The organism is Leucobacter weissii (assembly GCF_017565745.1).
GTDB classification, from domain to species: domain Bacteria; phylum Actinomycetota; class Actinomycetes; order Actinomycetales; family Microbacteriaceae; genus Leucobacter; species Leucobacter weissii.
The window spans coordinates 41,209-65,733 of record NZ_JAGDYM010000007.1 but is presented as its reverse complement, the minus strand read 5'-3'; the positions used below and the strand labels follow the sequence as shown (position 1 = coordinate 65,733).

Here is a 24,525-nt window from a genome sequence, read left to right as displayed (position 1 = left end):
GAAGCGGAGACCATTTCTGGTCTCCGCGCGGCCTCGGGGAACGGCTCAGACGAGTAAACCCGCAGCCACGATCTCGGCGATCTGCACGGCGTTCAGCGCGGCGCCCTTGCGCAGGTTGTCGTTCGACACGAACAGCACCAGTCCTCGTCCCTCCGGCGCGGACTGGTCGGCGCGGATCCGGCCGACGAGACTGGGATCACGGCCGGCCGCCTCCAGCGGCGTCGGCACGTCGCTCAGCTCGACGCCCGGTGCAGTCGCGAGCACCTCGGTCGCGCGTTCCGGCGAGATCGGGCGCGCGAACTCCGCATTGATCGAGAGGGAGTGGCCGGTGAACACCGGGACGCGCACGCACGTGCCCGCGACCCGCAGCTCGGGGAGCTCGAGGATCTTCCGGCTCTCGTTCCGCAGCTTCTTCTCCTCGTCCGTCTCGCCCTGGCCGTCGTCGACGATGCTGCCGGCCAGCGGCAGCACGTCGAAGGCGATCGTCTTGGCGTAGATCGTGGGCTCCGGGAAGTCGACCGCACGGCCGTCGTGGACGAGCTCCTCGATGCCGCCCGCCTCGACCGCGGCGGCGACCTGGCCCGACAGCTCCCGCGCACCCGCGAGGCCCGACCCGGAGACCGCCTGGAACGTCGTCACGACCAGCCGTTCGAGCCCGGCCTCCGTGTCGAGCGCTTTCAGCACCGGCATCGCCGCCATCGTGGTGCAGTTCGGGTTCGCGATGATGCCGTGTCCGGCCTCGACCACCCGATCCAGCGCGTGCGGATTGACCTCGCTGACGACCAGGGGGACCTCCGGGTCGAGCCGCCAGGCGCTCGAATTGTCGATGACGACGGCGCCCGCGTCCGCGAAGCGCGGCGCGTAGATCCTCGAGGCGGCGCCGCCCGCGGAGAACAGCGCGATGTCGATGCCGCTCACGTCCGCGGTGTCGACATCCTCGACGACGATCGGTTCGCCGCGGAACTCGATCGTGCTGCCGGCCGAGCGCGCGCTCGAGAACAGGCGCAGCGACCCGAGCGGGAACTCCCGCTCGTCGAGGAGCTTCCTGATGACGGCGCCGACCTGACCGGTGGCTCCCACGACGGCGACGCTCAAACCCTGCTGTGCTGACATATCCACGATCCTACTCCGAGATTGCTCCGCCACCCGCTCAGCGGAGCGGCGCGATTGGGGGTGCGAGATCCCGACGGAGCCCGTCGTGCGCGCTCTCGCGCTGTCCTCAGCGACCGGTTCCCGCGTAGACCACGGCCTCGGAATCGGCATCGAGCCCGAAGGCGGTGTGCAGCGCACGGACGGCCTTCTCCATCAGGTCGGCCCGCGTGACCACCGAGATGCGGATCTCGCTCGTCGAGATCATCTCGATGTTGATGCCCGCCTCGTACAGCGCCCGGAACAACTGCGCCGACACGCCGGACGCGTTGCGCATGCCCGCGCCGACCACGGCGACCTTGGCGATCTGGTCGTCGTACTGCAGACTCTCGTAGGCGAGCAGCTCGCGCTCCGCCTCGAGCGCGCCCACCACGCGATGCCCGTCGCCGAGCGGCACCGTGAACGAGATGTCGGTGCGGTTCGTATCGGCCCCCGAGACGTTCTGCACGATCATGTCGATGTTGGCGTTGGTCTTGGCGACGATCTCGAAGATCTGCGCGGCTTTGCCCGGCACGTCCGGCACGCCGGCGACCGTGACCTTCGCCTCGCTCTTCTCGAAGGCGACGCCCGTGATGATCGGCTCTTCCATGTGCTCCCCCTTCGGGTGGCCCTTCTCGGGATCGTATACGATGGTGCCCGGCTCGTCGGTGAACGACGAGCGGACGTGCAGTTCGACGCCGTGCCGGCGCGCGTACTCGACCGCGCGCAGATGCAGCACCTTGGCACCGGACGCGGCCAGCTCGAGCATCTCCTCGGAGGTGATGTGATCGATCTTCCGCGCCACCGACACCACGCGCGGATCGGTGGTGAACACGCCGTCGACGTCCGTGTAGATCTCGCAGACATCCGCGGCGAGCGCCGCGGCGAGCGCGACGGCCGTGGTGTCGGATCCGCCTCGGCCGAGCGTGGTGATGTCGCGCGAGTCGCGGCTGAAGCCTTGGAAGCCCGCGACGATCGCGATCGCACCGCGGTCGAGGGCCTCCCGCACGCGGCCGGGAGTCACGTCGACGATCTTGGCGGAGCCGTGCTCCGGGGTGGTGATCATGCCGGCCTGACTGCCGGTGAACGAGAACGCCTCGACGCCCATGCCCTTGATCGACATGGCGAGCAGCGCCATCGAGATGCGCTCGCCCGCGGAGAGCAGCATGTCGAGCTCGCGCGGCGCGGGGATGGGCGTGACCTCGGCGGAGAGATCGAGCAGCTCGTCGGTGGTGTCGCCCATGGCGCTCACCGCGACGACGACGTCGTTCCCGGCGCGACGGGTCTCCACGATGCGCTTCGCGACCCGTTTGATGCTCTCCGCATCCGCGACCGAGGACCCGCCGAACTTCTGCACGATCAATGCCATGCGCGCCTCCTGGGGTGGTTCGGGAATATGCCGAGGGACAGTCTATCGCCGCACGCGCGTCGCGGCCGTCATCCGATCTTGGTGCGCCCCTCGAAGGCGCGGCCCAGGGTGACCTCGTCCGCGAACTCGAGGTCGCCGCCGACGGGCAGCCCCGAGGCGAGCCTCGACACCGGGACCTCGATGCTGGTGAGCAGCCGGGAGAGGTAGGCGGCCGTGGCCTCGCCCTCGAGGTTCGGATCGGTGGCGAGGATCACCTCGCGGACCTCCGCCTCTCCGAGCCTGCGCATCAGCTGCGGGATGCTGAGGTCGTCCGGTCCGACGCCGTCGATCGGGCTGATCGCCCCGCCGAGCACGTGGTAGAGTCCCCGGAACTGCCGGGTGCGTTCGATGGCCACGACATCCTTCGGCTCCTCGACCACGCAGATGAGGCCCTGGTCGCGGCGCGGATCGCGGCAGATGGCGCAGCGCTCCTCCTCCGTGATATTGCCGCACACCTCGCAGAAGCGCACCTTCTCGCGCACGACGACGAGGAGTTCCGCGAGTCGGGAGACGTCGAAGTTCTGCGTCTGCAGGATGTGGAAGGCGATCCGCTGCGCAGACTTGGGGCCGATGCCGGGGAGTCTGCCGAACTCATCGATCAGATCCTGGACGATACCGTCGTACACGCCTATCCCTCTCCCTCGTGCTGCGGCAGCGGCAGCTCCTCGATGAACCGGGCGCCCAGCACCTCGCGCACCACGGCCTCGCCATAGCGCTGACGCGCACCGCCGAGGGGCGCGGAACGCGACGCCGCCGACCCGGACTCCGGTGCCGGATCAGATACCGGCTCGGACTCCGACGCCGGATCTGGTGCCGCTGCAGGTGCCGGGATGGGCTCGGGATCCCGCTCCGGCGCCGGGACCGGTGAGGGCTCGGGAGTCGGCTCGGCGCTCACCGGAGCCGGAGTCGACTCGGCGCTCGCCGGTGATATCGGATCCGACGATATCGGACCCGGCGGCCTCGGATCCGGCGACCCCGGATCGGGCGCCCCCGGATCGGATGATCCCGGACCGGGAGACGATGAATACGGCGGCCCCGCATCGGGCGACGGTGAATCGGACGGCGGGTCCGACCAGGGCGGAGCGGTTTCGCCCCCGTGCATCCCATCCGACGTCTCGCGGGCTCGAGCCACGACGCTATCCGCCTCTGGAGAGGGCTCCTCGTCGGGCTCGGGCAGCCCGTCGGTGTCCGCCGAACCGTACGAACCGGACGAGCCGCCGGGCGGCTGCGGCTCGGTCGGCATACGCCGCGGCACGTACTTCACGTTGAGGCCGAGAGCGCCGATGATCACCTCGCGCAGCGGATCGGCACCGGCGGCCTTGAAACTCTCGAGATCGGACTGCGAGGCGAGACCGATGGTGAGCACCTCGCCCTCGAGGGCGAGCGGCCTGACCGCGCGCACGGCGTTCCACGCCTCTCGATCCCCCTCGAGGAGCTCGTCGAGGAGCTGCGGCCAGATCTCGCGCAGCTCTTCGACGCCGACCGGATCGACCGCGGATCCGGGTTCGCCTCCGTCTGCACCGTCGACTCCTGCCTCACCGTGCCCGGTTTCCGGCAGCGTCGCGGGGGGAGCGGGAACGGCCGCCTGCTCCTCCGCAGGCCTCTCCGCGACCGGTTCCGCCGGGCGCTGCTCGCCCGCCGACCCGGTCGAACCGGTCGCTCCGGTGTCGTCGTTCCGCAGGAAGTCGCGCGCCGAACGCAGCGTGCCCACGATGTCGACGGCGGCCGGAGTCGGCGGCGGCGGAGAAGATGCGGACGGCACGGACGGAGAAGGCCCGGACGCGGGTTCGACCGGCGCAGTCGCAGGAGCAGGAGGCGCCGGATCCGGCGGCGAGGCCGGTGAGGACGAAGCCGGTGAGGACGAGGCCGGCGAAGACGAGGCCGGCGAAGCGGAAGACGATGACGTCGGAGCGGAGGCCCGGCTCGGCCCGGGGGACGGTTGCCCGGGACGGTCGGAGCCGGGCGCAGCCTCCACGAGCGCTCGGGCGACCATCAGCTCGAGGTGGAGACGCGGCGCGGTGGCACCGGCCATGCGATCCAGGGCGGCGCTGACCGTATCGGCGATGCGCGACAGCGTGGCCGGGGCGAACAGCTGAGACTGCTCGAACATCCGCTGCAGCTGATCGTCGGGCACCCCGCGGAACACGGCCGACGCGCCCTGCACGGTGGTGGCGCCGATGACGATGAGATCGCGCAGGCGCTCGAGCAGATCCTCCACGAAGCGACGCGGATCCTGCCCCGTCTGCACCACGCGGTCGGTCGCCGCGAAGGCGGCGGAGGAGTCCGCGGATCCCAGCGCGACCACCACCTCGTCGATGAGCTCCGCGCTCGTGAAGCCGAGCAGCCCGGTCGCGCGCGACCGGGAGAGGCTGCCGTCCTCGCTGCCGGCGATGAGCTGGTCGAGGATGCTCAGGGTGTCGCGGACCGATCCGCCGCCCGCCCGCACCACGAGCGGGAAGACGCCCGGCTCCGCCCGGACCCCCTCGCTCTCCGTCAGCTGCTGCACGTAGTCGATGAGGGTGCCCGGGGCGATCAGCCGGAAGGGATAGTGGTGCGTGCGCGACCGGATGGTGCCGATCACCTTGTCCGGCTCGGTGGTGGCGAAGACGAACTTGACGTGGGGCGGCGGCTCCTCGACGATCTTGAGGAGCGCGTTGAACCCGCCGGAGGTGACCATGTGCGCCTCGTCGATGATGAAGATCTTGAAGCGGTCCCGAGCGGGCGCGAATACGGCCCGCTCCCGCAGATCGCGCGCGTCGTCGACGCCGCCGTGGCTCGCGGCGTCGATCTCGACCACGTCGAGCGAGCCGCCGCCCTCGCGGCTGAGCTCGACGCAGCTCGGGCAGGTGCCGCAGGGCGTGTCTGTGGGGCCCTCGGCGCAGTTGAGGCAGCGGGCGAGGATGCGTGCCGACGTGGTCTTGCCGCAGCCGCGCGGGCCGCTGAAGAGGTAGGCGTGCCCGATGCGCCCCGTGCGCAGCGCCGTCATCAACGGCTCGGTCACCTGATCCTGCCCGATCATCTCGGAGAAGGTCTCGGGCCGGTATCGGCGGTAGAGTGCGGTAGCCACGCACCCATGCTACCCGCGGCCACAGACAAACCCGCCGCCGCTCGGCCGGATCACGCGCGCGAGCGAGGCTCCGCACCGCGAATGCGGATCCTTTTCACGAGTACGGATCGGATCCGCCGTCCAGCCCATCCGCACTCGTCAATGCGATCCGCACTCGCAGGGCCGGGATCGGGGCGCCGCGAAGCAGCCGTCAGGCGTCGTCCGACACGCCGCTGATGATCCCCCGCAACCAGTCCCTGGCCTCCCGGAACCGATCGTCGTCGTGCACGTCGTAGGTGGTCGCGGCCACGCGATCCGCCCGCGGGTACGAGCCGAGGAACACCACCTTCGGGCTGAAGCGCTTCACGCCGAGCAGCGCGTCGGCCACCCGCTCGTCGAGCACGTGGCCCTCGGCGTCGATCACGAAGCGATAGCGGCCCATGCGGTCGCCGATGGGGCGGGAGGCGAGCAGCGTGAGGTTCACCCCGCGGGTGGCGAACTGCTCGAGCAGCTCGAGCAGGGTGCCCGCACGGTCCTCGGGCAGCTCGACGATGAGGCTCGTCTTGTCGGCGCCCGACGGTTGCCCGACGGGCCCGGTGCGGCTCACGAGGACGAAGCGCGTCACCGCGTCCGGATTCTCGGCGATGCCCTCCGCGAGGACCCGCACGTCGTAGTGCTGCTCGATGCCGGGCGGCGCGATCGCCGCGTCCACCCCCGCATCGCCGAAGAGATCCGCGGCGGCCTGCACGTTCGAGGTGGTCGGCAGATGCCGGTGGCGGGGCAGTTGATCGTCGAGCCAGGCACGGCACTGGCCGTAGGCGACGGGATGCGCGGCGATCACGGAGATGTCCTCCAGGCGCGTGCCCGGTCTGGCCACGAGCACGAAGCGCACCGGAACCAGGTACTCGCCGACGATGCGCAGATCCGGGATCGTCGCGAGCGCGTCCTGCGCCACCGCGACGCCGCCGTCGATGGAGTTCTCGATCGCGATCATCGCCGCGTCGCTGAAGCCCGTCACGACGTCGTTCAGCGCCTCGCCGATGTTGGCCACCGGCTGCCACTCCTGGCCGGCCGCCTCCGGGACCTGGCGCAGCGCGGCCTCGGTGAACGTGCCGGCCGGGCCGAGATAGCTGTAGCGGCGGGTCGCGGCGGTCGTTTCGGGCATGCGTCAAGCGTACCCTCGGCTGGGCGGGGTCTCTCGCTTTCATCCCTTCGGAGGGTCTTCGCGGTGTGGCCACGAAGCGGGCCACACCGCTCAGCCCCACAGGTGACAAAAGCGAGAGACCCCGCCCCGCCTCTCGATGCAAGCCAGAAGCGAGGCGCCCCGCCCCGGCTGCTCCCCTACGGGACAGCGCCGGCGCCAAGAGGGAGGTCGTCAGGCGGTCGCGCGGGCGACGAGGGCGCGCGCCGCGGCCTGCACCTCGGCGAGGTGGTCCTCGCCCCGGAACGACTCGGCGTAGATCTTCAGCACGTCCTCGGTGCCGCTCGGGCGGGCGGCGAACCAGGCGTTCTTCGTCTGGACCTTCAGCCCCCCGATCGGCGCGCCGTTGCCCGGGGCCTCGGTGAGGATCGCGGTGACCCGCTCCCCCGCCACCTCGGTGTCGGTGACCGCCTCCGGGGTCAGCGCGGCGAGCGCCGCCTTCTGGTCGGGGGTCGCCGGAGCATCGGTGCGGGCGTAGGCCGGCGCGCCGAAGCGCTTCGTCAGCACGCGGTAGCGCTCGGAGGGAGACTGGCCGGTCACCGCCTGGATCTCGGCCGCCAGCAGGCCCAGCAGGATGCCGTCCTTATCGGTGCTCCAGGCGCTGCCGTCGAGGCGCTGGAACGAGGCGCCCGCGCTCTCCTCGCCGCCGAAGACGACGCCGCCGTCGCTGAGCCCGGGCACGAACCATTTGAAGCCGACCGGCACTTCGAGCAGCGAGCGACGATGCCAGGCCACGACCCGGTCGATGATCGCCGACGACACCAGGGTCTTGCCGACCCTTGCCTCCGCCGGCCAGTCGGGCCGGTGGGAGAGCAGATAGTCGACGGCGACCGCCAGGAAGTGGTTGGGGTTCATGAGACCGGCGTCGCGGGTGACGATCCCGTGCCGATCGGCGTCGGCATCGTTGCCGATCACGAGGTCGAAGTCGTCGCGGTAGGCGGCGACGGTCTGCATCACCTGCCGGGAACTCGGGTCCATGCGGATCCTGCCGTCCCAGTCGAGGTGCATGAAGGCCCAGCGGGGATCGACGCCCGGCCCGAGCACCGTGAGGTCGAGCTCATGACGATCGCGGATGGCCGCCCAGTAGGCGACGCTGGACCCGCCCAGGGGGTGCGCGCCGATCCGCACGCCCGCCTCCCGGATCGCCGCGAGGTCGATCGCCTCGCCGAGCGCTTCGACGTAGTTGCCGAGGAAGTCGTAGCGGCCCACCGGCTCGCCGCCGATGCCGTCCTCCGAGGCTCGCGGCACCTCCCGGACGCCGGAGGCGAGCAGCTCGTTGGCGCGGGCCGCGATCCATCCCGTCGCGTCGGTGTCGGCCGGGCCGCCGTGCGGGGGGTTGTACTTGAAGCCGCCGTCTCCCGGCGGGTTGTGGCTCGGCGTGACGACGATGCCATCGGCCCGATCGGGATCGTCCGGAGCGCGGTTGCGGTTGTGCGCGAGGATCGCGTGGCTGACCGCCGGGGTGGGCACGAACACCTCGTCGCCGCTCCCCGCCTTCGCGAGCACCCTCACGCCCGCCGCCGACAGCACCTCGCGCGCGGTGTGCTCGGCGGGGGCGGACAGCGCATGGGTGTCGGCGCCGATGAACAGCGGCCCCGCGATGCCCCGACTCGCGCGGTACTCGGCGATGGCCCGGCTGATCGCGACGATGTGCGCCTCGTTGAACGAGCCGTTCACCGACGTGCCGCGGTGCCCGGAGGTGCCGAACGACACGCGTTGCCCCGCATCCGACGGGTCGGGAACGATCTCGACGAATGCGCGCAGCAGCCCGTCGAGGTCGATGAGATCGTCGTCCTGTGCCCGCTGCCCCGCGCGTTCGTGCATGCCCATATTCTGCCACGCGAGGACGGGATGCGCACGGAGGGGATACGCTTGAGCCATGAGCGAAGTCCCCGCGCAGGAGGCGGCGGCCCACCCGCGCCGCGACGACGTCGAGTGCTGGCTCACCGACATGGACGGCGTGCTCGTGCGCGAGAACCGGGCCATTCCCGGGGCGGCCGAGCTGATCCGCCACTGGCGCGAGACGGATCGCCCGTTCCTCGTGCTGACGAACAACTCCATCTTCACCGCGCGCGATCTCAGCGCCCGGCTCGCGGCGAGCGGCATCGAGGTGCCGGAGGATCGGATCTGGACGAGCGCGCTCGCCACGGCGGCGTTCCTGAAGCAGCAGAAGCCCGGCGGATCGGCCTTCGTGCTCGGAGAGGCCGGGATCCTCACCGCCCTGCACGACGCGGGCTTCGTGATGACCGAGAGCGACCCCGACTTCGTGGTGGTCGGCGAGACGCGCAACTACTCCTTCGAGGCGATCACGAAGGCGATCCGGCACATCGCCGCCGGATCGCGCTTCATCTCGACCAATCCCGACGCCACCGGTCCGAGCCCGGAGGGGCCGCTGCCCGCCACCGGCGCCATCAACGCGCTGATCACGAAGGCGACGGGCAAGGACCCCTACATCGTGGGGAAGCCGAATCCGATGATGTTCCGCTCGGCGCTCAACCGCATCGGCGCCCACTCGCACAACACGGCGATGATCGGCGATCGCATGGACACGGACGTCGTGGCGGGGATGGAAGCCGGCCTGCACACGATCCTGGTGCTGACCGGCATCTCCGACCCGGCCGAGATCGAGCGCTTCCCGTTCCGCCCGGACGAGGTGCTGGGCTCGGTCGCCGAACTGCTGCCGTAGGGAATGCTACTGGGGGGCGAGACCGAGATCTGCAAGGCCGATCGCGTACCGGTACTCGTAGCCCGCGGCCTCGATCCGCGCCTTCGCGGGGGCCTGGCGATCCACCACCACGGCGACGCCGGCGACCTCGGCCCCCACCTTCTCGAGCGCCTCGATCGCCTGCAGCGGGGATCCGCCGGTGGTGGAGGTGTCCTCGACCACGACGACGCGCTTGCCCGCGAGATCCGGGCCCTCGACCTGGCGCCCGCGACCGTGGTCCTTCGGCTCCTTGCGCACCACGAAGGCGTCGTACACCCGCCCCTGAGCGACGCCCTGGTGCAGGATCGCGGACGCGATCGGATCGGCGCCCATCGTGAGCCCGCCCACGGCGACGACGCCGTCGATGTCGGCGATCAGGTCGAGCATCACCCGGCCGATCAGCGGCGCGGCGCGATGGTCGAGGCTGAGCTTGCGCAGGTCGATGTAGTAGCTCGCCTTCTTGCCGCTCGTCAGCGTGAAGTCGCCGTGGAACACGGCCTCGTCCCGGATGAGTTCGATGAGCTGTTCGCGCGCGCTGGTCATGCGATCGAGTCTACTTCGCCCGGCGCCCGCGGAGCTGCCGGAGGAGCATCTGGGTCAGGATGAACGCGAGATAGAGCGAGAAGAGGATGTTGCCGATGAACGGGTCGACCGCACCGGCGAGGAGCGAGCCGAGCGGCACCGTCGCACTCGCCGAGACGCCGACGATCAGCGCCGCCCGCAGATCGACGTTGCGGCGCCGGAAGTTGCCGAGGGTGCCGGAGATCGAGCCGGGGATCATCATGACCAGCGAGCTGCCCTTGGCGGCCAGATCGTTCGAGCCGAAGAAGAACATCAGCACCGGCACGACGACGATGCCGCCGCCGACGCCCACGAGTCCCGAGATGATGCCGGTGACGAATCCCGTCAGCACCAGGAGGATCCCGGTGACCCAGGTCACCGCGATCTGATCCTCGCGCTGCGGCACGATGATCCAGAGGCTGACGATGATCGCGGCGAGGAAGATCATGAACGACCACTGGATCGCCCGGATCGGCAGACGGGCGAGCAGATAGGTGCCGAGCTGCGCGCCGCCGACGATGCCGAGGGCGAGGCAGAGGGCGGCGATCCAGTCGACGTTGCCCTGCAGGGCGTAGCTGATCGCGCCGACGACGGCGGTCGGGAGGATCGCCGCCACCGAGGTGCCCGCGGCGAGCTTCTGGTTCATGCCGAGCCACAGCGCGAGCGCCGGCACGATGATGGTGCCGCCACCGATGCCGAACATGCCCGAGAGGGCGCCGGCCGCGATCCCGATCGCGACGAGGGGGATGACGCCGGGGCGTTGGGGCTGGTTCATGCGTGGGTCTCTGCCTCTGTCTGTGTGGTCTTGCGCCGGGACGGTCCGCCCGGACCTCGGGTCAGCGCGCACCGGTCACGACCATAGCCGATCCGTCGGAGCGCGGATCGCTCGCCGCGGAGTAGCCACGGGGATCCACGCGGATGAGGTTGGAGTGGCCGAGATCCTCCGTGCGGGGCGGCACGGTGTCGACGGGGAACCCCGCGGCCTCGATCGCCGCGCGCACGCCGCGGGGCACGTCCGCTTCGAGGGTCACCCGCGCGATCCCGTCCTCGGGCTCCCGCACCATCCAGCGCGGGGCGTGTGTCGCCTCCTCCGGTGCGGCTCCCTCGAGGGAGCGCAGCAGGAGCTGGGCGTGGATCTGCGGCTGCGCGGAGCCGCCCATCGTCGCCGGCACCCAGGCGATCTCGTCGCCGCGCAGCACCAGCACCGGCATCAGCGTGTGCCTGGGCCGCTTGCGGGGCGCGAAGACGTTGGGCGACGCGGGGTCGAGGGAGAAGGAGGTGCCCCGGTTCTGGAAGAGGATCCCCGTCCGGGGGTCGAGGACGGCCGCCCCGAAGCCGTAGTAGACGGAGTTGACGAGCGAGACCGCCCAGCCGTCCGCGCTGACGGCGCTGAGCCCGACGGTGTCTCCGCTCGGCTTCGAGGGGCGCGACGCCGTCTCCTCCGGTTCGGGCATGGCGATCAGGGCCGCGCCGTCCGCGCCGCCGAAGCGCGGATCGGCGAGCGCCGCAGCCCGCACCGCGTTGCCCGCGCGCAGCGCCTCGGCCAGCGCTCCGGCGCCGTCGCCGAGCGGGTCCGCGATGCCGGCCTCGATCGCGGCCAGCGCGCGCAGCAGAATGAAACCGGAGGTGTTCGGCGGACCGGTGAGCACGCGCAGGCCGCGGAAGGCCCCCTCCAGCGGCTCCTCCCACGTGGCCCGGTAGGCGCGGGCGTCGTCCTCGGCGATCCTCGATCCGAGGCGCTGCAGGCCGTCCACCCACCGCCGGGCGAGCTCGCCCTCGTAGAACTCGGCCGCGCCGCCTGCGGCGAGTCGCTCCAGCGACTCCGCGAGCGCGGCCTGCACGAGCGGCTCGCCCCGCCGCAGCGGCTCGCCCCCGGGGAAGAACACCTCCGCGCAGCCGGGATCGCGCTGCAGCGTCTCGGCCTCGTCGATCAGGGCCGCGGCGACGGAGCGCGCGGTCGGGTGCCCGCCCGAGGCGTGGCGGATCGCCGCCTCGAAGTGCTCGGCCCACGACCGGGTCGCACCGTACTCGTGCAGGGCGCTCCAGCCGCGGACGCCGCCCGGCACCGTGACCGTGTCGATCCCCCGGAGCGGGAGCCGGTCGCCGTACCGGCTCCGCAGCGTCTCCAGGCTCTGCCCGGACGGGGCCTCGCCGGTCGCGTTGAGGAACCGGACCTCCCCGGACGGGCTGCGCACCAGGGCGACGAGATCTCCGCCGAGCGCGACGTTGTTGGGATAGACCACGCACAGCGTCGCGGCGGCGGCGAGCGCGGCGTCGATCGCGTTTCCCCCGGCCGCGAGCGCGGCGGCCCCGGCCTCGGTGGCGAGATGATGCGAGGTGGAGACGGCGCCGCGCGGGCGCGTGCTCGGCGTCATCGACCGGCCTCCGCCCCGGGACGCGGGGCGGAGCTCGCCGCGCGCGCGATCTCGTGGCTGATGCCGAGCACGTGCTCGCGGGCCTCCTGCTCGGCGAGGGCACCGTCTCCGGCCGCGATCGCCTCGTAGATGCGGCGGTGCGCCGCGCTCGACGCCGCCCGACGCGCCTTGGTCTGATATCGGCTGGCCCGGCTCGGCGCGATCTGCTGGGCGATCTGCTCGTTGATCAGCGTGAGCAGCGGGTTGTGCGTGTACTGGGCGATGGCCTGGTGGAACGCTCGGTCCAGCTCGGCGTAGCGCTCCTTCGAGACGTCGATCTCCATCGCCTCGACCAGTTCGCGGAGCTGCGCGAGGTCCCGGGGCGTGGCCCGGCTCGCGGTGATCCGCGCGATCGGCGGCTCGAGGATGACGCGCAGCTCCATGATGTCGTGCAGCTCCGGCCGCAGCGAGGCGACGATCCCGAGTGCGCCGTCGCCGATCCTGGCGTTCTCGCCCGGCGCCAGCACGATGGTGCCGCGTCCGGGCCGGCGGTCGATGAGCCCGCGGTTCTCCAGCTCGCGCAGCGCCTCGCGGATCGAGACGCGCGAGACCCCCAGGTGCGTCGCCAGTTCGCGCTCGGCGGGCAGCCGCTCGCCCGGGGCCAGCTCGCCCTCGAGGATCAGCCGCTCGAGGTCCACCGAGAGACGGTCGGGCACCGACAGCGTGTCTCCCCTGCTGATCGAACTCCAGTCCATCACTCTGCGCCTCTTCTCGCCGCTCGTATCGTGTGCCCCGCCGGATGCCTCACGTGCCGGCACCGGTCCCGTTCTTGCCGAAGTACGTCTCGTGGAGTCGCTCGTCGGCGAGCATCTCGCCCGCGTCTCCGCCGCCGGAGAGCGCACCGGTCTCCATCAGATAGCCTCGATCCGCGATGGAGAGCGACATGCGCGCGTTCTGCTCGACGAGCAGCACGCTGGTGCCGGACTCGTGGATCTCCCGGATGATCTGGAACATCTGCGCCACGATCTTGGGGGCGAGTCCCATCGAGGGCTCGTCGAGCATGAGCAGCCGGGGGCGGCGGATCAGCGCTCGCGACAGGGCCAGCATCTGCTGCTCGCCGCCCGAGAGGGTCGCCCCGACCTGGTGCTTGCGCTCCTCCAGGCGCGGGAACATCCCGAACACCCGCGCGATCTCGTCGGAGCGCCGGCTCCCCGCACCCCAGCGCGCGACCTGGAGGTTCTCCATGACGGTCATGCGCCCGAAGATATGCCGGCCTTCGGGGACGAGGCAGAGCCCCAGGCGGGTGCGGCGCTCGGCGCGCACCGAGGAGATGTCCCTCTCGCCGAGACGGATGCGTCCACGGTGCCGGTTCAGCCCGGAGACGGCGCGCAGCAGGCTGCTCTTCCCCGCGCCGTTCGCACCCACGACGACCACCAGTTCCCCCTCTTCGACGTGCAGCGAGGCGTCACGCACCGCGCGTACAGCACCATAGCGAACATTCAGTTCATCGACTTCGAGCATCCTCATTCCGCATCACTCCCGAGGTAGGCTTCGAGCACGGCCGGATTCCTGCGGATCTCATCGGGCGGGCCGTCCGCGATGATCACCCCGTGATCGAGCACCACGATGCGGTCGGAAGCCGTCATCAGCAGATCCATGTCGTGCTCGATGAGGATCACGTCGACGCCGGCCGCTCTGATGCTCGCGATGAGCCTGGCGAGATCCCGCGTCTCGCTCTCGTTCAAACCGGCGGCGGGCTCGTCGAGGAGCAGCATGCGCGGCCGCGTCATGAGCGCGCGCGCGATCTCGACGCGGCGCTGCTGGTAGGCGTCGAGCGACGAGGCGCGGCGATCCCGGCAGTCCCACGTGTCCGTGAACGCCAGGACGGCCTCGGCCTCCTCCACCGTGCGGCGCTCCCCGCGGCGGACGAACGGGAACGGCGAGAGGAACTTCGGGACGAAGCCGGCCAGACGCGTGTGTCCGCCGACGAGCAGGTTCTCGAGCACCGTCATGTCCCAGAAGAGCCGCACCGTCTGGAAGGTCCGGGCGACGCCGCGCGTGGCGACGGCGCTCGACTCCAACTGCTCGATCCGCTCGCCGTAGAACTCGATCGAACCGGCGGTCGCCCGGGTCACCCCGGAGACGGCGTTCAACAGGGTCGACTTGCCGGCGCCGTTCGGCCCCATCAGCCCCAGCACCTCTCCCCGCCGCAGTTCGAAGCTCACGGACTCGAGGGCGGTGAGCCCGCCGAAGACCTGCTTCAGCTCGCGGACCGCGAGCACCGGCTCGTCGGTCCGTCGCGGGTCGTCGGACGCGTCGAACGAGTGCAGCGCGGCGGGGGGTGCCGCCCGGCCGCCCCTCGCGCGGGTCAGCTCGAGACGCTTCGAGACGATGCCGCCGGGCCGGAGGATCATGAGCACGATCACGATCAGGGCGAGGATGCCCGTGCGGAACTCGGGATGCTCCTGCACGACGGAGAAGTCGCGCGCGACCGCCTGGAAGAAGATCCACAGCACGGCGCCGAGCACCGGCCCCCAGAGCGTGCCCGCACCGCCGAGGATCACGAGGCTGAGGACGATGAAGTTGTCCTCGAGCGTGAAGCTGTCCGGGTTCACGAACTGATTCATGTGGGCGAAGAAGACGCCGATGACGCCGGCGGTCGACGCCCCCACGACGTAGGCGAGCAGCTTGTAGCGACGCGTGCGGATGCCCATCGAGGCGGCGACGAGCTCGTCCTCGCGGATCGCCACCCAGGCCCGGCCGACCGGCGAGGCGATCAGGGAGGCCAGCAGGAGGAGGAGGATCGCGACGACGACGAAGATCACGTAGTACGTGAGCGCGGGCGGGACCACCCCGGAACCGGTGAGGCCGAGGGGCGGGATGTTGCGGATGCCGACGGCGCCGCCGGTGAACTCGGTCCAGTTGATCGAGACGATGCGCACGATCTCGCCGAAGCCGAGCGTCATGATGGCGAGGTAGTCGCCCCGGGCGCGGAGCGTCGGGTAGCCGATGATCGAGCCGGCGATGCCCGCCAGGACGATCGCCACGAGCACGCTGATCGGGAGGATCCACCACAGCGCGAGCGGGTTGGCCTCCAGCAGGGGGCCGAAGGTGTTGACCGTGAAGATGGCCGTGGTGTAGGCGCCGACGATGAAGAAGGCGATGTATCCGAGGTCGAGGAGCCCGGTGAGGCCGACGAGGATGTTGAGCCCCGAGGCGAGGGCGACGTAGACGAGCGCCAGCGCCGCGACCCGGATCCATTTGTCGCCGGGCAGCGCGAGCGGCGCGATGAGGCCGACGATCAGGAAGAGGCCGGGCCAGATCCAGCGGTGGAGCCCGAGCTCGGGCTTGATCGTGACGATGGGGGTGGTGCGTGTGTTCGACATGATTTCAGACCTTCTGCACCTCTCGGCGGCCGAGAATGCCCTGCGGCCGCAGCCACAGGATGAGCACGAGCACGGCGAACGCGATCACGTCGCGGTAGGCGGAGCCCTGCGGGACGTAGGAGGCGGCCAGCTCCTCGCTGACCCCGAGCACGAGTCCGCCGAGGAAGGCGCCGGGGATGCTGCCGATGCCGCCGAGCACGGCGGCCACGAGCGCTTTCAGCCCGGGCAGGAAGCCCATCGTGGCGGCGGCGAAGCCGTAGCGCTGGGAGTACAGGATGCCCGCGATCGCCGCCATGGCGGAACCGAGCACGAAGGTGGTGGAGATGATGCGGTCCACCCCGATGCCCATCAGCCGGGCGGCGTCCTTGTCCTCCGCCGTCGCGCGAATGGCCCGCCCGATGGGGGTGAAGCGGATCGCCGACCAGAAGGCGGCCGTGACGAGCACGGCGACGCCGAAGACGATGAGGTCCATGCGCTGGACGCGGGCGCCGAGGAACTCGACCGCGTCGCCGAGCTCGGGCCGGGGCACCGGCACCTGGGCCGCTCCGAAGACGAAGACGGCCACCGCCCGCAGCAGCATCGACACGGCGATGGCCGTGATCAGCATCGACAGGATCGGCGCCGAGCGCAGCGGCCGATAGGCGATGCGCTCGATCAGCCAGCCGATCGCGGAGCCCGCGAGCACCCCGATCGTGATCGCGAGCCAGGTCGGCAGGGCCGGTGCGTCGACCGATGCCCCCGCGATCGCGATATTGGTCTGTCCCGCGACGAGGGCGCCGAAGGCCCCGAACATGAAGATCTCGCCGAAGGCGAAGTTGACCATGCCGAGCACCCCGTAGACGATGCTGAAGGCCACCGCGAGGAGGCCGTAGATCCCCCCGACCGCGAGTCCGTTGATGATTTCCTGCATCTGCTGCTTCTCTTCTCCGTACGCTCGATGAGCCTCGGACGGGGCCGGCGGGCGCCGGTTGCCGGGACGCCCGCCGATCCCCGTCTACTCGGTGATGACGACGAACCGACCGTTCTCGACCCGCTGGAAGGTGAGCTCGCCCACGCGGTTGCCGTCCGCGTCGAAGCCGATCGTGCCGGAGGCGCCCGCGAAGTCGGCCGTCTCGCCGATGGCCTGGGCGACCGCTGCGCGGTCCGTGCCGCCGGCCTGATCGATCGCGTCCGCGACGATGTGGGTCGCGTCGTAGGCGAGGGCTGCCCAGGAGGACGGGTCCTTGCCGTACTTCGCGTTGAAGGCCTCGACGAAGGCGGCGGCTTCGGGCCGCGAGTCCGTCGCCGAGAAGGCCGAGTAGACCTCGACGCCCTCCGCATCGTCGCCCGCGAGATCCAGGAACGTCGGGCTCGCCGAGCCGTCGGAGGCGAAGACCGGGAGATCCGAGCCCGAGTCGCGGATCTGCGTGACGATCTTCGCCGCTTCGGTGTAGAAACCGCCGATGAAGACCGCGTCGGGCGCGTCGCCGAGCGCGGTGCCCACCACGCTGCCGAAGTTCACCGTGCCCAGCTGGTAGGCCTGCGAGCTGGTGACCGATCCGCCCGAGGCCTCGAAGGCCTGGGTGAAGGCGTCGGCGACCCCCTTGCCGTAGTCGTCCTGCTGGTAGAGCACCGCGACGCGCTCCACCTCGCGGTGCTCGGCGATGAAGTTCGCCGCCTCCGCGCCCTGATAGGCGTCGGTGAACACCGTGCGGAAGAACACCTCGCTCGCGCCGCTCAGCTCGGGAGAGGTGACCGCCGACGCCACCACGGGCAGACCGCACTGGGTGTAGACCGGCAGTCCCGACAGCGCGACGCTCGAGAAGCTGAAGCCGAGCACCGCGGGGATGGCGTCGTCGTCGCAGAACTGCTGCGCGATCACCGGGCCGTTCGCCGGCTTGCCCTCGTCGTCCACCTCGGTCGTCGTGAGGTCGCGGCCGAGCACGCCGCCGTCGGCATTGATCTCCTCGACGGCGAGGTCGATGCCCTCGCGCATCTCGAGACCGTAGCTCGCGAAGTCTCCCGAGAGCGTGGCGGTGTAGGCGAGCGGGATCGCGTCCTCCGAGGCGCCTCCCGAGCCGTCTCCGCCGCCGTCCGACGCGCAGGACGCGAGGAGCAGCGCCGCGGCGCCGACCGCCGCGATACCCGCGATTCCTTGTTTCTTCATCGGTCTTCTCCGTCCGAGAGCCGGGCTCAATCGACGGTCTCGATCGTCAGCCAGTTCTCGAAGCAGTGGTTCGCCGCCAGGGAGGTGACGCCGATCGTTGCGCGGCCGCCGAGCCCGTTCTCCTCGCCGAAGACGTCGCGGAACAGGTCGGTGGCCCCGCTCGAGACCAGGTTGACATCGACGAAGTCCGGCCCGGCGACCACGAAGTTCAGGGAGTTCACCAGGCACTTGACGCGATCGAGGGATCCGAGCGCCAGGCGGATGGTGCCCAGGCAGTTGAGGGCCGTACGGCGCGCGGCCTCGTACCCCTCTTCGACCGTGACCTCGACGCCGAGGCGCCCGGCGTGAATCGGCTGGCCGTTCTTTCCGAGCGCGTCCTCCACGTGACCCGAGAGGAACAGGAGGTTGCCCGTCCGGTGGAACGCCTTCATCGTGCCGTAGAACGTGCCGTGATAGCCGCCGTCGCTGTAGTCGGGAATTTCGAGACCGAGCTCCGCCGCGCGGGCTTCATGGGAAACAGACACCGTTATCTCCTTCAGGATCAGTAGGGGTTGTGAGCAGTCGGACAGGCGACTCATCGCCCTCATTGGTCAGACCAAATGACCGACTGGCCAACACCGTAGCAAGCGCGGACGCGCAACGGAAGGGGTGGTGGCAATATATTCTCAACGCGGAATGTCGCCGGTGCCATCAATAAATCCCTGCTCAAAACAAAAATCAGACGGGCCGCGAGGGCGCCTCGTCGCCGGTGTGAGGTGCGCAAGATTTTGCCGAGTCGAAACACGGCCGTGACAATCCGGGAGAGAAACCGGGCCGCACGAGCCCCGATCACCCGCTCCGGACGGAGCGATCGGAACGGATCGGGGCTGTTCCGACGCCGTCGCCGTGCATAGGCTTGAGGGGCACGTCATCCAGAGCGAAGAACGAGGAGCCACGATGTCCGAACGATTCAACGAACGCATCGCGATCGTCACCGGAGGCGTCTCCGGCATCGGCGCCGCGATCACCGAACGCCTCCTCCGCGAGGGGGCGAAGGTGGTGGCCGTCGACATCAACGAGACCGCCGTCGCCGGAGTCTCCGACGCCTTCGGCGCGGGTGCCGTCGGCGTCGTCGCGGATGTCACCGACGAGGCGCAGTTCTCGGCGGTGATCGACCGGGCCGTCGACGAGTTCGGCACCCTCGACGCCCTGTTCAACGTCGCCGGCGGCTCGAAGGCCGGATCGCTGCTCGACATCTCCTACGAGGACTGGGACTTCACCGTCAAGCTGAATCTGTACAGCGCGTTCCTCGGCACCCGCCTGGCCGCCCGGCGCTTCATCGCCGAGCAGAAGCCCGGCGCCATCGTCAACGTCGCCTCGCTGAACTCGCTGGTCCCGATGCACTTCGGCGTCGGGTACACCGCCTCGAAGGCCGGAGCGGCCATGCTGGGCCGGCAGGCGGCCCTCGAGCTGACCGAGCACGGCATCCGCGTCAACACGGTCTCACCGGGCCTGGTGGCGACGCCGCTCACCGCCGGACTCCGCGAGATCCCGGGGGTCGACGAGGCCTACCTCGAGCGCATCCCCGCGGGACGCCCCGCGGAGCCGAGCGAGATCGCGGCCGCCGCCCTCTTCCTGGCGAGCGACGACGCCTCCTACATCTCCGGCGACAACCTGGTCGTCGACGGAGCCTGGGCGACCACCGGCTACCCCGACCTGCGCCGGTTCCTGGGCTGAACGGGCGGAGACCGCGGATCCGCCCGGCATAGGCTGGACGGTATGGACTTCGACGATCCGGGCCCGCGCCCGGCAGGGCCCCAGCTCGACGAACTCGCCGACCTCTTCGCCGACGGCCCGGCGGCCCTGCTGACCGGCGCGGGGATCAGCACCGACTCGGGCATCCCCGACTACCGCGGCGCCGGCAGGCCGCCGCGGCGGCCGATGAGCATCGACCAGTTCACGCGCGACGAGCCGTACCGCCGGCGGTTCTGGGCGGGCGCACGGGTGGGCGCCCTGCGCACCGCCGACGTCGAGCCGAACGAGGGGCACCGGGCCGCCGCCGGCCTCGAGGCCGCCGGTCGCCTCACCGGGGTCGTCACCCAGAACGTCGACGGCCTCCACGGCCGGGCGGGATCGATCGAGCTCGCGGAGCTGCACGGCAACGGCTCGGTGATCCGCTGCGTCGAGACCGACCACCGCTTCAGCCGGAGCGAGGTGCTCGACTGGTTCGATGTCGCGAACCCGGGATTCGCCGAGCGCCACGCCGACGCCGAGATCACCCCGGACGGCGATGCGGCGGTCACGGGGACCGAGGGGGTCCGAGTCCCCGTCTGCCCGGCCTGCGGCGGGATGCTGCGCCCCGACGTCGTCTACTTCGGCGAGCACGTGCCGAGCGGCGTGTTCGCGCACGCGGAGCGGATCGTCGGAGCCGCCGCCGCGCTGCTGGTCGCGGGCTCCTCGCTCGCGGTGAACACCGGCATCCGCCTCGTGCACCGCGCCGAGCAGCGCGGGATCCCGATCGCCGTGATCAACCGCGGAGCGACCGCGATCGACGGACGGCCCTCGGTGCGGGTCCGCGTCGAGGGCGGCACCAGCGAGTGGCTGGGCGCACTCGGCGCCCGGCTCGGCGCCTGAGCCGGCGGGCGCCGCGCCGCCCGCTTTCCCGCCCCTACTCGGCCTCGTCCACGGCGAGTTCGGGCGGCTGCCGTCGGAAACCGCGCGTCGTGATCGCGAGCACCAGCAGCCCCAGCAGCAGCCAGACCGAGCCGAGCGTGATCGCGTTCAGATCGAGCTGCACCAGCAGGACCGCGATCACGATCATGCCGATCACCGGGAACACGAGGTAGGGCACGGGGTGCAGCGATTCGCCGCGCCTCCGGGCCTTCGCCCAGTGGACCACGACCGACAGGTTGACCATGATGAAGGCGATGAAGGCGCCGAAGTTGATGAACGAGGTCGAGGTCGCCACGTCCATGAAGGTCGCGATGAGTCCGACGAGGGCGATCGCCAGGATGCTCAGCACCGGGGTGCGGAAGCGGGGGTTCACCGCCCCGAAGAACCGTCGCGGCAGCACCCCGTCGCGCCCCATCGCGTACAGCAGTCGGCTGCCCGCCGCCTGCGCCGCGAGGCCGGAGGTGAACTGCGCGATCACGAGCGCCGCGAGGAACACCGCGCCGAAGAGGTTGCCGCCGATCGCGACCGCGATCTCGAACGCCGCCGCATCGGAGTTCTCGAAGACGCCGCCGGGGTGCACGAGCTGGGTGGCGTAGGAGACCACCACGAAGATGCCGCCGCCGATGAGCGCGACGAGCATGATCGCCTTGGGCACCGTCTTGCGCGGCTCCACGGTCTCCTCCGTGAGCGTCGTGACGGCGTCGAAGCCGAGGAACGAGTAGGCCGCGATCGCGGCGCCGCCGGCGATGCCCGCGAATCCGGCGTCGATGCCGACGAAGGGGGAGGCGCTGATCAGCCCGCCGGCGCCGTCGGCGCGCACGACCTGTGCGATCGAGAGGGCGACGAAGAAGGCGATCACGAGGATCTGGAACGTCATCAGCACCAGGTTCGTGCGGTCCGCCACCTTGATGCCGATGATGTTGAGCGCGCTGGTGATGAGGATGAATCCGAGGATCCAGACGGGCATCGGGATGCCGGGGAACTGAGCCTGGAGATAGGATCCGCCGATCAGCCAGATCACCATGGGTAGGAAGAGGTAGTCGAGCAGGATCGCCCAGCCGACCATGAACCCGACGCGTCCGTCGATCGTGCGGCGCACATAGGTGTAGGCGGATCCGGCGACGGGGTAGGCCCGGGCCATGCGGCCGTAGCTGTTGGCGGTGAACAGCATCGCGATCAGCGCGATGAGGTAGGCGCTGGCGCTGGCGCCGCCGGTCTCCGAGGCGATGACCCCGAAGATGCCGAGCACGATGAGCGGCGTCAGGTAGGCGAGCCCGAAGAGCACCAGCGACGGGAGCCGCAGCGTGCGAACGAGTTGGTTGGCGGATCCGGTGGATGTGGACACAGCTGACTCCTCTGTCTGTGGGCGTGTCGGTCTCTGATGGTCGGACGGGGGTCTGGGCCCGGAGCCGGTGCGGCGGCTCGTCAGGTCGGGCGGTCGCCGGGTCTCCAGGCGTCGGGAGCGATGCGGCCCCCGTAGAGCGGCAGGGGGATCTCTGGGTCTCCGGCGCGGAACTGCTCCCACATGCGATTGCTGCCCATGGTTCCCCGCTCCCGCACCCGCGCGATCGCGGCGGGATCGAAGTCGGCGACCAGGGTCTGCTCCCCGACGCCCGCCTCGCACACCACGAACCCCTCGGCGTCGACGATGATGCTCCGCCCGCGCCCGGACGGGCCGACGCAGTTGACGCTCGCGACCATGCACTGGTTGACGATCGCGTTCGCGCGCGCGAGCACCAGTTCCTGCTCGCGGTCGGGCGTCGTGGTCCGGACGATGTTCAGGATCAGCCCCGCGCCCAGCCACGCGAGCTGCCGCGAGTGCTCGGGGAACCAGGCGTCGTAGCAGATCGAGAGCCCCACGGTCCCCGCGCCGTCGAGCTCGTGCACCGCGAACTCCGTGCCGGGGTCGTGCGGCTCGAACGGCCGCCAGGGGAACATTTTGCGGTAGGACGACCGCAGCCGTCCGGCCGGGTCGAAGAGCAGCTGGGTGTTGTAGAACCCGCCGTCCGGGCCGCGCTCGCCGATGCTGCCGGGGCAGAACCAGACCCCGTTCTCGGCGGCGATACGACCGAGGTCCGAGACCTCGTCGGAGTCGAGCGTCACCGCGGCGTCCTCGAGCGCCGCGTTGCGTTCGGCCTCGGGGAGGTGCTCCGTGTCGCACAGGTGGAGCTCGGGGTAGGCCAGGAGGTCGATGCCCGGGTGCTCGCGGATCGTGCGTCGCACGTCGGCGCGCAGCTCCTCGATCCCCCGACCGAGCGGGAGGGGTGCGCGCTGCGCCAGCCCCACCGTGACCGTGCGCTCCGCCATCGCCGACTCCCTCATCAGTCCCTCAACCTGATCACTTTGATCATGATCATTATGAACACTATAAGGGGTCGAGTCGCTAGACTCAAGCCATGACCGACCGATCCGAGGAAGACGCGCGGATCGAACTGGCCCTGCTCGCCGCTCCGGGCGCTTCGGCGGTGACGCGCCTCTCCGCCGTCGAGACCGTGCGCGCGCGCATCCTCCTCTCCATCGAGCACGGCCTGCTCGGCCCCGGAACCCGCCTGCCCCGGACGGATCTCATCGCCTCGGGACTGGAGGTGAGCGCCATCACCGCGCGCCGCGCGCTCGAGAGCCTCGTCGGCGACGGGGTGCTGATCCGCCGCCCGGGCCGCGGGGGCGGCACCTTCGTGACCGAGTCGCCCCCCGACCTCCAGGACTCGTCGGTGTCGGCCTATCGGGCGGATGAGCAGGCCGTCCGCCGGCTGATCGATCAGCGCAGCCTCACCGAGAGCGCGATCGCCCACCAGGCCGCGCTGAACGCGACCGCGGAGCAGTGCGACGAGCTCGATCGCCTGATCCTCGCATCGCAGCGGGCGGAGAACTGGCTGGAGCACCATGTCCCCGACAGCCGCTTCCACCACCTCTGCGCCGAGATCAGCGGGCTCCCGGAAGTTCCCGTGTACCTCGCGACCTACGAGACGCTCCTGACCTACTTCGTGCCCTATCCCATGGAGCAGCTCGAGGAGGGGCGCGACGAGCACCGCGCGCTCGTCGCCGCCTTCCGCGCGCACGATCCGATCGCGGCCGTCGCGATCACGCGGGCGCATGTCGACGCGCTGCGCCACGAGATGTTCGTGGCGCTGCCCCGCTGAGCCCGCGGGCGCCGCGCCGCGCGCTCCCCATCGGCGAACCTACCCGCACAGTGCACTTTGGGCTGAGATTGCGTTTCAGGCTGAGATATTCGCTCGAAAACCTCCGCCTGAAACGCAATCTCAGTCGGAGCTGCTGAGCACCTCGGAAGGGACGCGCGGGCACTCAGTCGAGCTCGTAGACCCGCCCGTTCGCGATGCCCTCGACGGCGCGCACGAACGCCTGGCCGACCCGCTCGTCCGAGACCGGCTCGAATCCTGGGAACGCGTCGAAGTACGCCGGCGCGGAGGCGAGCACGGTCGGGCTCACCGCGTTCAGGCGGATCCCGCGCGGCAGCTCGCCCGCCGCGGAGCGCACGAAGGCCTCGACCGCGCCGTTCGCCAGCGCGGCGGCCGATCCCGTCGGGACGGGCTCCCGGGCGAGGATCCCGGTCGTGAGCGTGACGGAGCCGCCGTCGCGCACGTGGTCCAGGCCGATTCGCAGCAGGTTCAGCTGGCTCAGCACCTTGCCGCGGAAGGCGGCCTCGAGATCCTCGGCCGAGAGTTCCGGGGCCCGTTTGAAGGGGGCGGACCCGTAGGCCGAGATCACGGCGTCGACCTCGCCGAGCCCGGCGAAGAGCCGCTCGACCGACGCGGGGTCGAGCAGGTCGACGGCCGGCCGGGTGCTGCGGCTGACGCCGATCACCTCGTGCCTCGGCTGCAGGGCCCGGGCCGCCGCCGACCCGACATGCCCCGACGCACCCACGATCAGGATTCTCATACTGCGCTCCTCGCTTCCCTCCGATGGTCTCCGATGCGCCGA

The 24,525-nt window shown here is 70.8% G+C and carries 22 protein-coding genes; 4 read left to right on the top strand and 18 right to left on the bottom strand.

The window, feature by feature from the left end; translation table 11 throughout:
* Positions 1–45 precede the first annotated feature (45 nt).
* The 6 genes from J4H92_RS06565 to pgm form a co-directional block, all read right to left on the bottom strand.
* The gene (locus J4H92_RS06565) at positions 46–1,113 is read right to left on the bottom strand and encodes an aspartate-semialdehyde dehydrogenase (protein ID WP_208097385.1); all 1,068 of its coding nucleotides are present in this window, start codon (positions 1,111–1,113) and stop codon (positions 46–48) included.
* 106 nt (positions 1,114–1,219) lie between these two features.
* Positions 1,220–2,497, bottom strand: coding sequence for an aspartate kinase (locus J4H92_RS06560; protein ID WP_208097384.1), 1,278 nt, complete (start codon positions 2,495–2,497; stop codon positions 1,220–1,222).
* 68 nt (positions 2,498–2,565) lie between these two features.
* Entirely contained in the window at positions 2,566–3,162 is a 597-nt protein-coding gene (recR, locus tag J4H92_RS06555) for a recombination mediator RecR (RefSeq protein WP_208097383.1), read from the bottom strand.
* A gap of 2 nt (positions 3,163–3,164) precedes the next feature.
* A complete protein-coding gene (locus J4H92_RS06550) occupies positions 3,165–5,555 on the bottom strand; it encodes a DNA polymerase III subunit gamma and tau (RefSeq protein ID WP_243752101.1) in 2,391 nt (796 codons plus the stop codon).
* 238 nt (positions 5,556–5,793) lie between these two features.
* Entirely contained in the window at positions 5,794–6,747 is a 954-nt protein-coding gene (gene pheA, locus J4H92_RS06545; RefSeq protein WP_208097380.1) for a prephenate dehydratase, read from the bottom strand.
* A gap of 210 nt (positions 6,748–6,957) precedes the next feature.
* The gene (pgm, locus tag J4H92_RS06540; RefSeq protein WP_208097378.1) at positions 6,958–8,607 is read right to left on the bottom strand and encodes a phosphoglucomutase (alpha-D-glucose-1,6-bisphosphate-dependent); all 1,650 of its coding nucleotides are present in this window, start codon (positions 8,605–8,607) and stop codon (positions 6,958–6,960) included.
* A gap of 55 nt (positions 8,608–8,662) precedes the next feature.
* Here pgm and J4H92_RS06535 point away from each other — a divergent pair, with 55 nt between their 5' ends.
* On the top strand, positions 8,663–9,469 hold the full coding sequence (locus tag J4H92_RS06535) for an HAD-IIA family hydrolase (protein WP_208097376.1): 807 nt from the start codon (positions 8,663–8,665) through the stop codon (positions 9,467–9,469).
* Positions 9,470–9,475: 6 nt separating this feature from the next.
* Here J4H92_RS06535 and pyrE read toward each other — a convergent pair whose 3' ends face one another.
* The 9 genes from pyrE to J4H92_RS06490 all read right to left on the bottom strand — a co-directional run bounded on the left by pyrE (position 9,476) and on the right by J4H92_RS06490 (position 18,458).
* Complete coding sequence (gene pyrE, locus J4H92_RS06530; RefSeq protein WP_208097374.1) at positions 9,476–10,030, bottom strand: orotate phosphoribosyltransferase; 555 nt, start codon at positions 10,028–10,030, stop codon at positions 9,476–9,478.
* 10 nt (positions 10,031–10,040) lie between these two features.
* Positions 10,041–10,823: a sulfite exporter TauE/SafE family protein gene (locus J4H92_RS06525; protein WP_208097373.1), complete on the bottom strand. Its 783-nt coding sequence runs from the start codon at positions 10,821–10,823 to the stop codon at positions 10,041–10,043.
* A 61-nt stretch (positions 10,824–10,884) separates the two neighbouring features.
* Positions 10,885–12,423, bottom strand: coding sequence for a gamma-glutamyltransferase family protein (locus J4H92_RS06520; protein WP_208097371.1), 1,539 nt, complete (start codon positions 12,421–12,423; stop codon positions 10,885–10,887).
* Entirely contained in the window at positions 12,420–13,157 is a 738-nt protein-coding gene (locus J4H92_RS06515) for a FadR/GntR family transcriptional regulator (RefSeq protein ID WP_208097369.1), read from the bottom strand. Before J4H92_RS06515 ends, J4H92_RS06520 begins: the two co-directional genes overlap by 4 nt.
* 49 nt (positions 13,158–13,206) lie before the next feature.
* Positions 13,207–13,923 (bottom strand): ABC transporter ATP-binding protein, encoded by a 717-nt coding sequence (locus tag J4H92_RS06510; RefSeq protein WP_243752087.1) that lies wholly within the window; start codon positions 13,921–13,923, stop codon positions 13,207–13,209.
* A 2-nt stretch (positions 13,924–13,925) separates the two neighbouring features.
* Positions 13,926–15,788, bottom strand: coding sequence for a branched-chain amino acid ABC transporter ATP-binding protein/permease (locus J4H92_RS06505; protein ID WP_208097365.1), 1,863 nt, complete (start codon positions 15,786–15,788; stop codon positions 13,926–13,928).
* A gap of 4 nt (positions 15,789–15,792) precedes the next feature.
* Positions 15,793–16,698 carry a branched-chain amino acid ABC transporter permease gene (locus J4H92_RS06500; RefSeq protein WP_208097363.1) on the bottom strand — a complete coding sequence of 302 codons (906 nt, stop codon included), beginning with the start codon at positions 16,696–16,698 and terminating at the stop codon, positions 15,793–15,795.
* An 84-nt stretch (positions 16,699–16,782) separates the two neighbouring features.
* The gene (locus J4H92_RS06495) at positions 16,783–17,934 is read right to left on the bottom strand and encodes a branched-chain amino acid ABC transporter substrate-binding protein (protein WP_208097361.1); all 1,152 of its coding nucleotides are present in this window, start codon (positions 17,932–17,934) and stop codon (positions 16,783–16,785) included.
* Between the two features lie 26 nt (positions 17,935–17,960).
* Complete coding sequence (locus tag J4H92_RS06490) at positions 17,961–18,458, bottom strand: Atu1372/SO_1960 family protein (RefSeq protein WP_208097359.1); 498 nt, start codon at positions 18,456–18,458, stop codon at positions 17,961–17,963.
* A 412-nt stretch (positions 18,459–18,870) separates the two neighbouring features.
* Here J4H92_RS06490 and J4H92_RS06485 point away from each other — a divergent pair, with 412 nt between their 5' ends.
* Both J4H92_RS06485 and J4H92_RS06480 read left to right on the top strand, forming a co-directional pair.
* A complete protein-coding gene (locus J4H92_RS06485; protein ID WP_208097357.1) occupies positions 18,871–19,650 on the top strand; it encodes an SDR family NAD(P)-dependent oxidoreductase in 780 nt (259 codons plus the stop codon).
* Between the two features lie 42 nt (positions 19,651–19,692).
* Positions 19,693–20,547 (top strand): Sir2 family NAD-dependent protein deacetylase, encoded by an 855-nt coding sequence (locus J4H92_RS06480; protein ID WP_208097355.1) that lies wholly within the window; start codon positions 19,693–19,695, stop codon positions 20,545–20,547.
* A gap of 34 nt (positions 20,548–20,581) precedes the next feature.
* Here the strand turns inward: J4H92_RS06480 and J4H92_RS06475 are convergent, their stop codons facing one another.
* Positions 20,582–21,931, bottom strand: coding sequence for an amino acid permease (locus J4H92_RS06475; RefSeq protein ID WP_208097353.1), 1,350 nt, complete (start codon positions 21,929–21,931; stop codon positions 20,582–20,584).
* An 80-nt stretch (positions 21,932–22,011) separates the two neighbouring features.
* Positions 22,012–22,893: a carbon-nitrogen hydrolase family protein gene (locus tag J4H92_RS06470; RefSeq protein ID WP_208097352.1), complete on the bottom strand. Its 882-nt coding sequence runs from the start codon at positions 22,891–22,893 to the stop codon at positions 22,012–22,014.
* Positions 22,894–22,982: 89 nt separating this feature from the next.
* Here J4H92_RS06470 and J4H92_RS06465 point away from each other — a divergent pair, with 89 nt between their 5' ends.
* Complete coding sequence (locus J4H92_RS06465; protein ID WP_208097350.1) at positions 22,983–23,726, top strand: FadR/GntR family transcriptional regulator; 744 nt, start codon at positions 22,983–22,985, stop codon at positions 23,724–23,726.
* 163 nt (positions 23,727–23,889) lie between these two features.
* Here the strand turns inward: J4H92_RS06465 and J4H92_RS06460 are convergent, their stop codons facing one another.
* Positions 23,890–24,483 carry a short chain dehydrogenase gene (locus J4H92_RS06460; RefSeq protein ID WP_208097348.1) on the bottom strand — a complete coding sequence of 198 codons (594 nt, stop codon included), beginning with the start codon at positions 24,481–24,483 and terminating at the stop codon, positions 23,890–23,892.
* Positions 24,484–24,525 lie beyond the last annotated feature (42 nt).

What these genes read in the sequence shown, in the direction of transcription:
- J4H92_RS06485 (WP_208097357.1), top strand. Translation starts at nt 18,871, where the DNA reads ATGTCCGAACGATTCAACGAACGCATCGCGATCGTCACCGGAGGCGTC.
- J4H92_RS06565 (WP_208097385.1), bottom strand. Translation starts at nt 1,113, where the DNA reads ATGTCAGCACAGCAGGGTTTGAGCGTCGCCGTCGTGGGAGCCACCGGT.
- J4H92_RS06550 (WP_243752101.1), bottom strand. Translation starts at nt 5,555, where the DNA reads ATGATCGGGCAGGATCAGGTGACCGAGCCGTTGATGACGGCGCTGCGC.
- J4H92_RS06560 (WP_208097384.1), bottom strand. Translation starts at nt 2,497, where the DNA reads ATGGCATTGATCGTGCAGAAGTTCGGCGGGTCCTCGGTCGCGGATGCG.
- J4H92_RS06500 (WP_208097363.1), bottom strand. Translation starts at nt 16,698, where the DNA reads ATGCAGGAAATCATCAACGGACTCGCGGTCGGGGGGATCTACGGCCTC.
- J4H92_RS06525 (WP_208097373.1), bottom strand. Translation starts at nt 10,823, where the DNA reads ATGAACCAGCCCCAACGCCCCGGCGTCATCCCCCTCGTCGCGATCGGG.
- J4H92_RS06470 (WP_208097352.1), bottom strand. Translation starts at nt 22,893, where the DNA reads ATGGCGGAGCGCACGGTCACGGTGGGGCTGGCGCAGCGCGCACCCCTC.
- J4H92_RS06535 (WP_208097376.1), top strand. Translation starts at nt 8,663, where the DNA reads ATGAGCGAAGTCCCCGCGCAGGAGGCGGCGGCCCACCCGCGCCGCGAC.
- J4H92_RS06510 (WP_243752087.1), bottom strand. Translation starts at nt 13,923, where the DNA reads ATGCTCGAAGTCGATGAACTGAATGTTCGCTATGGTGCTGTACGCGCG.
- J4H92_RS06520 (WP_208097371.1), bottom strand. Translation starts at nt 12,423, where the DNA reads ATGACGCCGAGCACGCGCCCGCGCGGCGCCGTCTCCACCTCGCATCAT.
- J4H92_RS06505 (WP_208097365.1), bottom strand. Translation starts at nt 15,788, where the DNA reads ATGTCGAACACACGCACCACCCCCATCGTCACGATCAAGCCCGAGCTC.
- J4H92_RS06460 (WP_208097348.1), bottom strand. Translation starts at nt 24,483, where the DNA reads ATGAGAATCCTGATCGTGGGTGCGTCGGGGCATGTCGGGTCGGCGGCG.
- pgm (WP_208097378.1), bottom strand. Translation starts at nt 8,607, where the DNA reads ATGCACGAACGCGCGGGGCAGCGGGCACAGGACGACGATCTCATCGAC.
- J4H92_RS06515 (WP_208097369.1), bottom strand. Translation starts at nt 13,157, where the DNA reads ATGGACTGGAGTTCGATCAGCAGGGGAGACACGCTGTCGGTGCCCGAC.
- pheA (WP_208097380.1), bottom strand. Translation starts at nt 6,747, where the DNA reads ATGCCCGAAACGACCGCCGCGACCCGCCGCTACAGCTATCTCGGCCCG.
- pyrE (WP_208097374.1), bottom strand. Translation starts at nt 10,030, where the DNA reads ATGACCAGCGCGCGCGAACAGCTCATCGAACTCATCCGGGACGAGGCC.
- J4H92_RS06465 (WP_208097350.1), top strand. Translation starts at nt 22,983, where the DNA reads ATGACCGACCGATCCGAGGAAGACGCGCGGATCGAACTGGCCCTGCTC.
- J4H92_RS06495 (WP_208097361.1), bottom strand. Translation starts at nt 17,934, where the DNA reads ATGAAGAAACAAGGAATCGCGGGTATCGCGGCGGTCGGCGCCGCGGCG.
- J4H92_RS06480 (WP_208097355.1), top strand. Translation starts at nt 19,693, where the DNA reads ATGGACTTCGACGATCCGGGCCCGCGCCCGGCAGGGCCCCAGCTCGAC.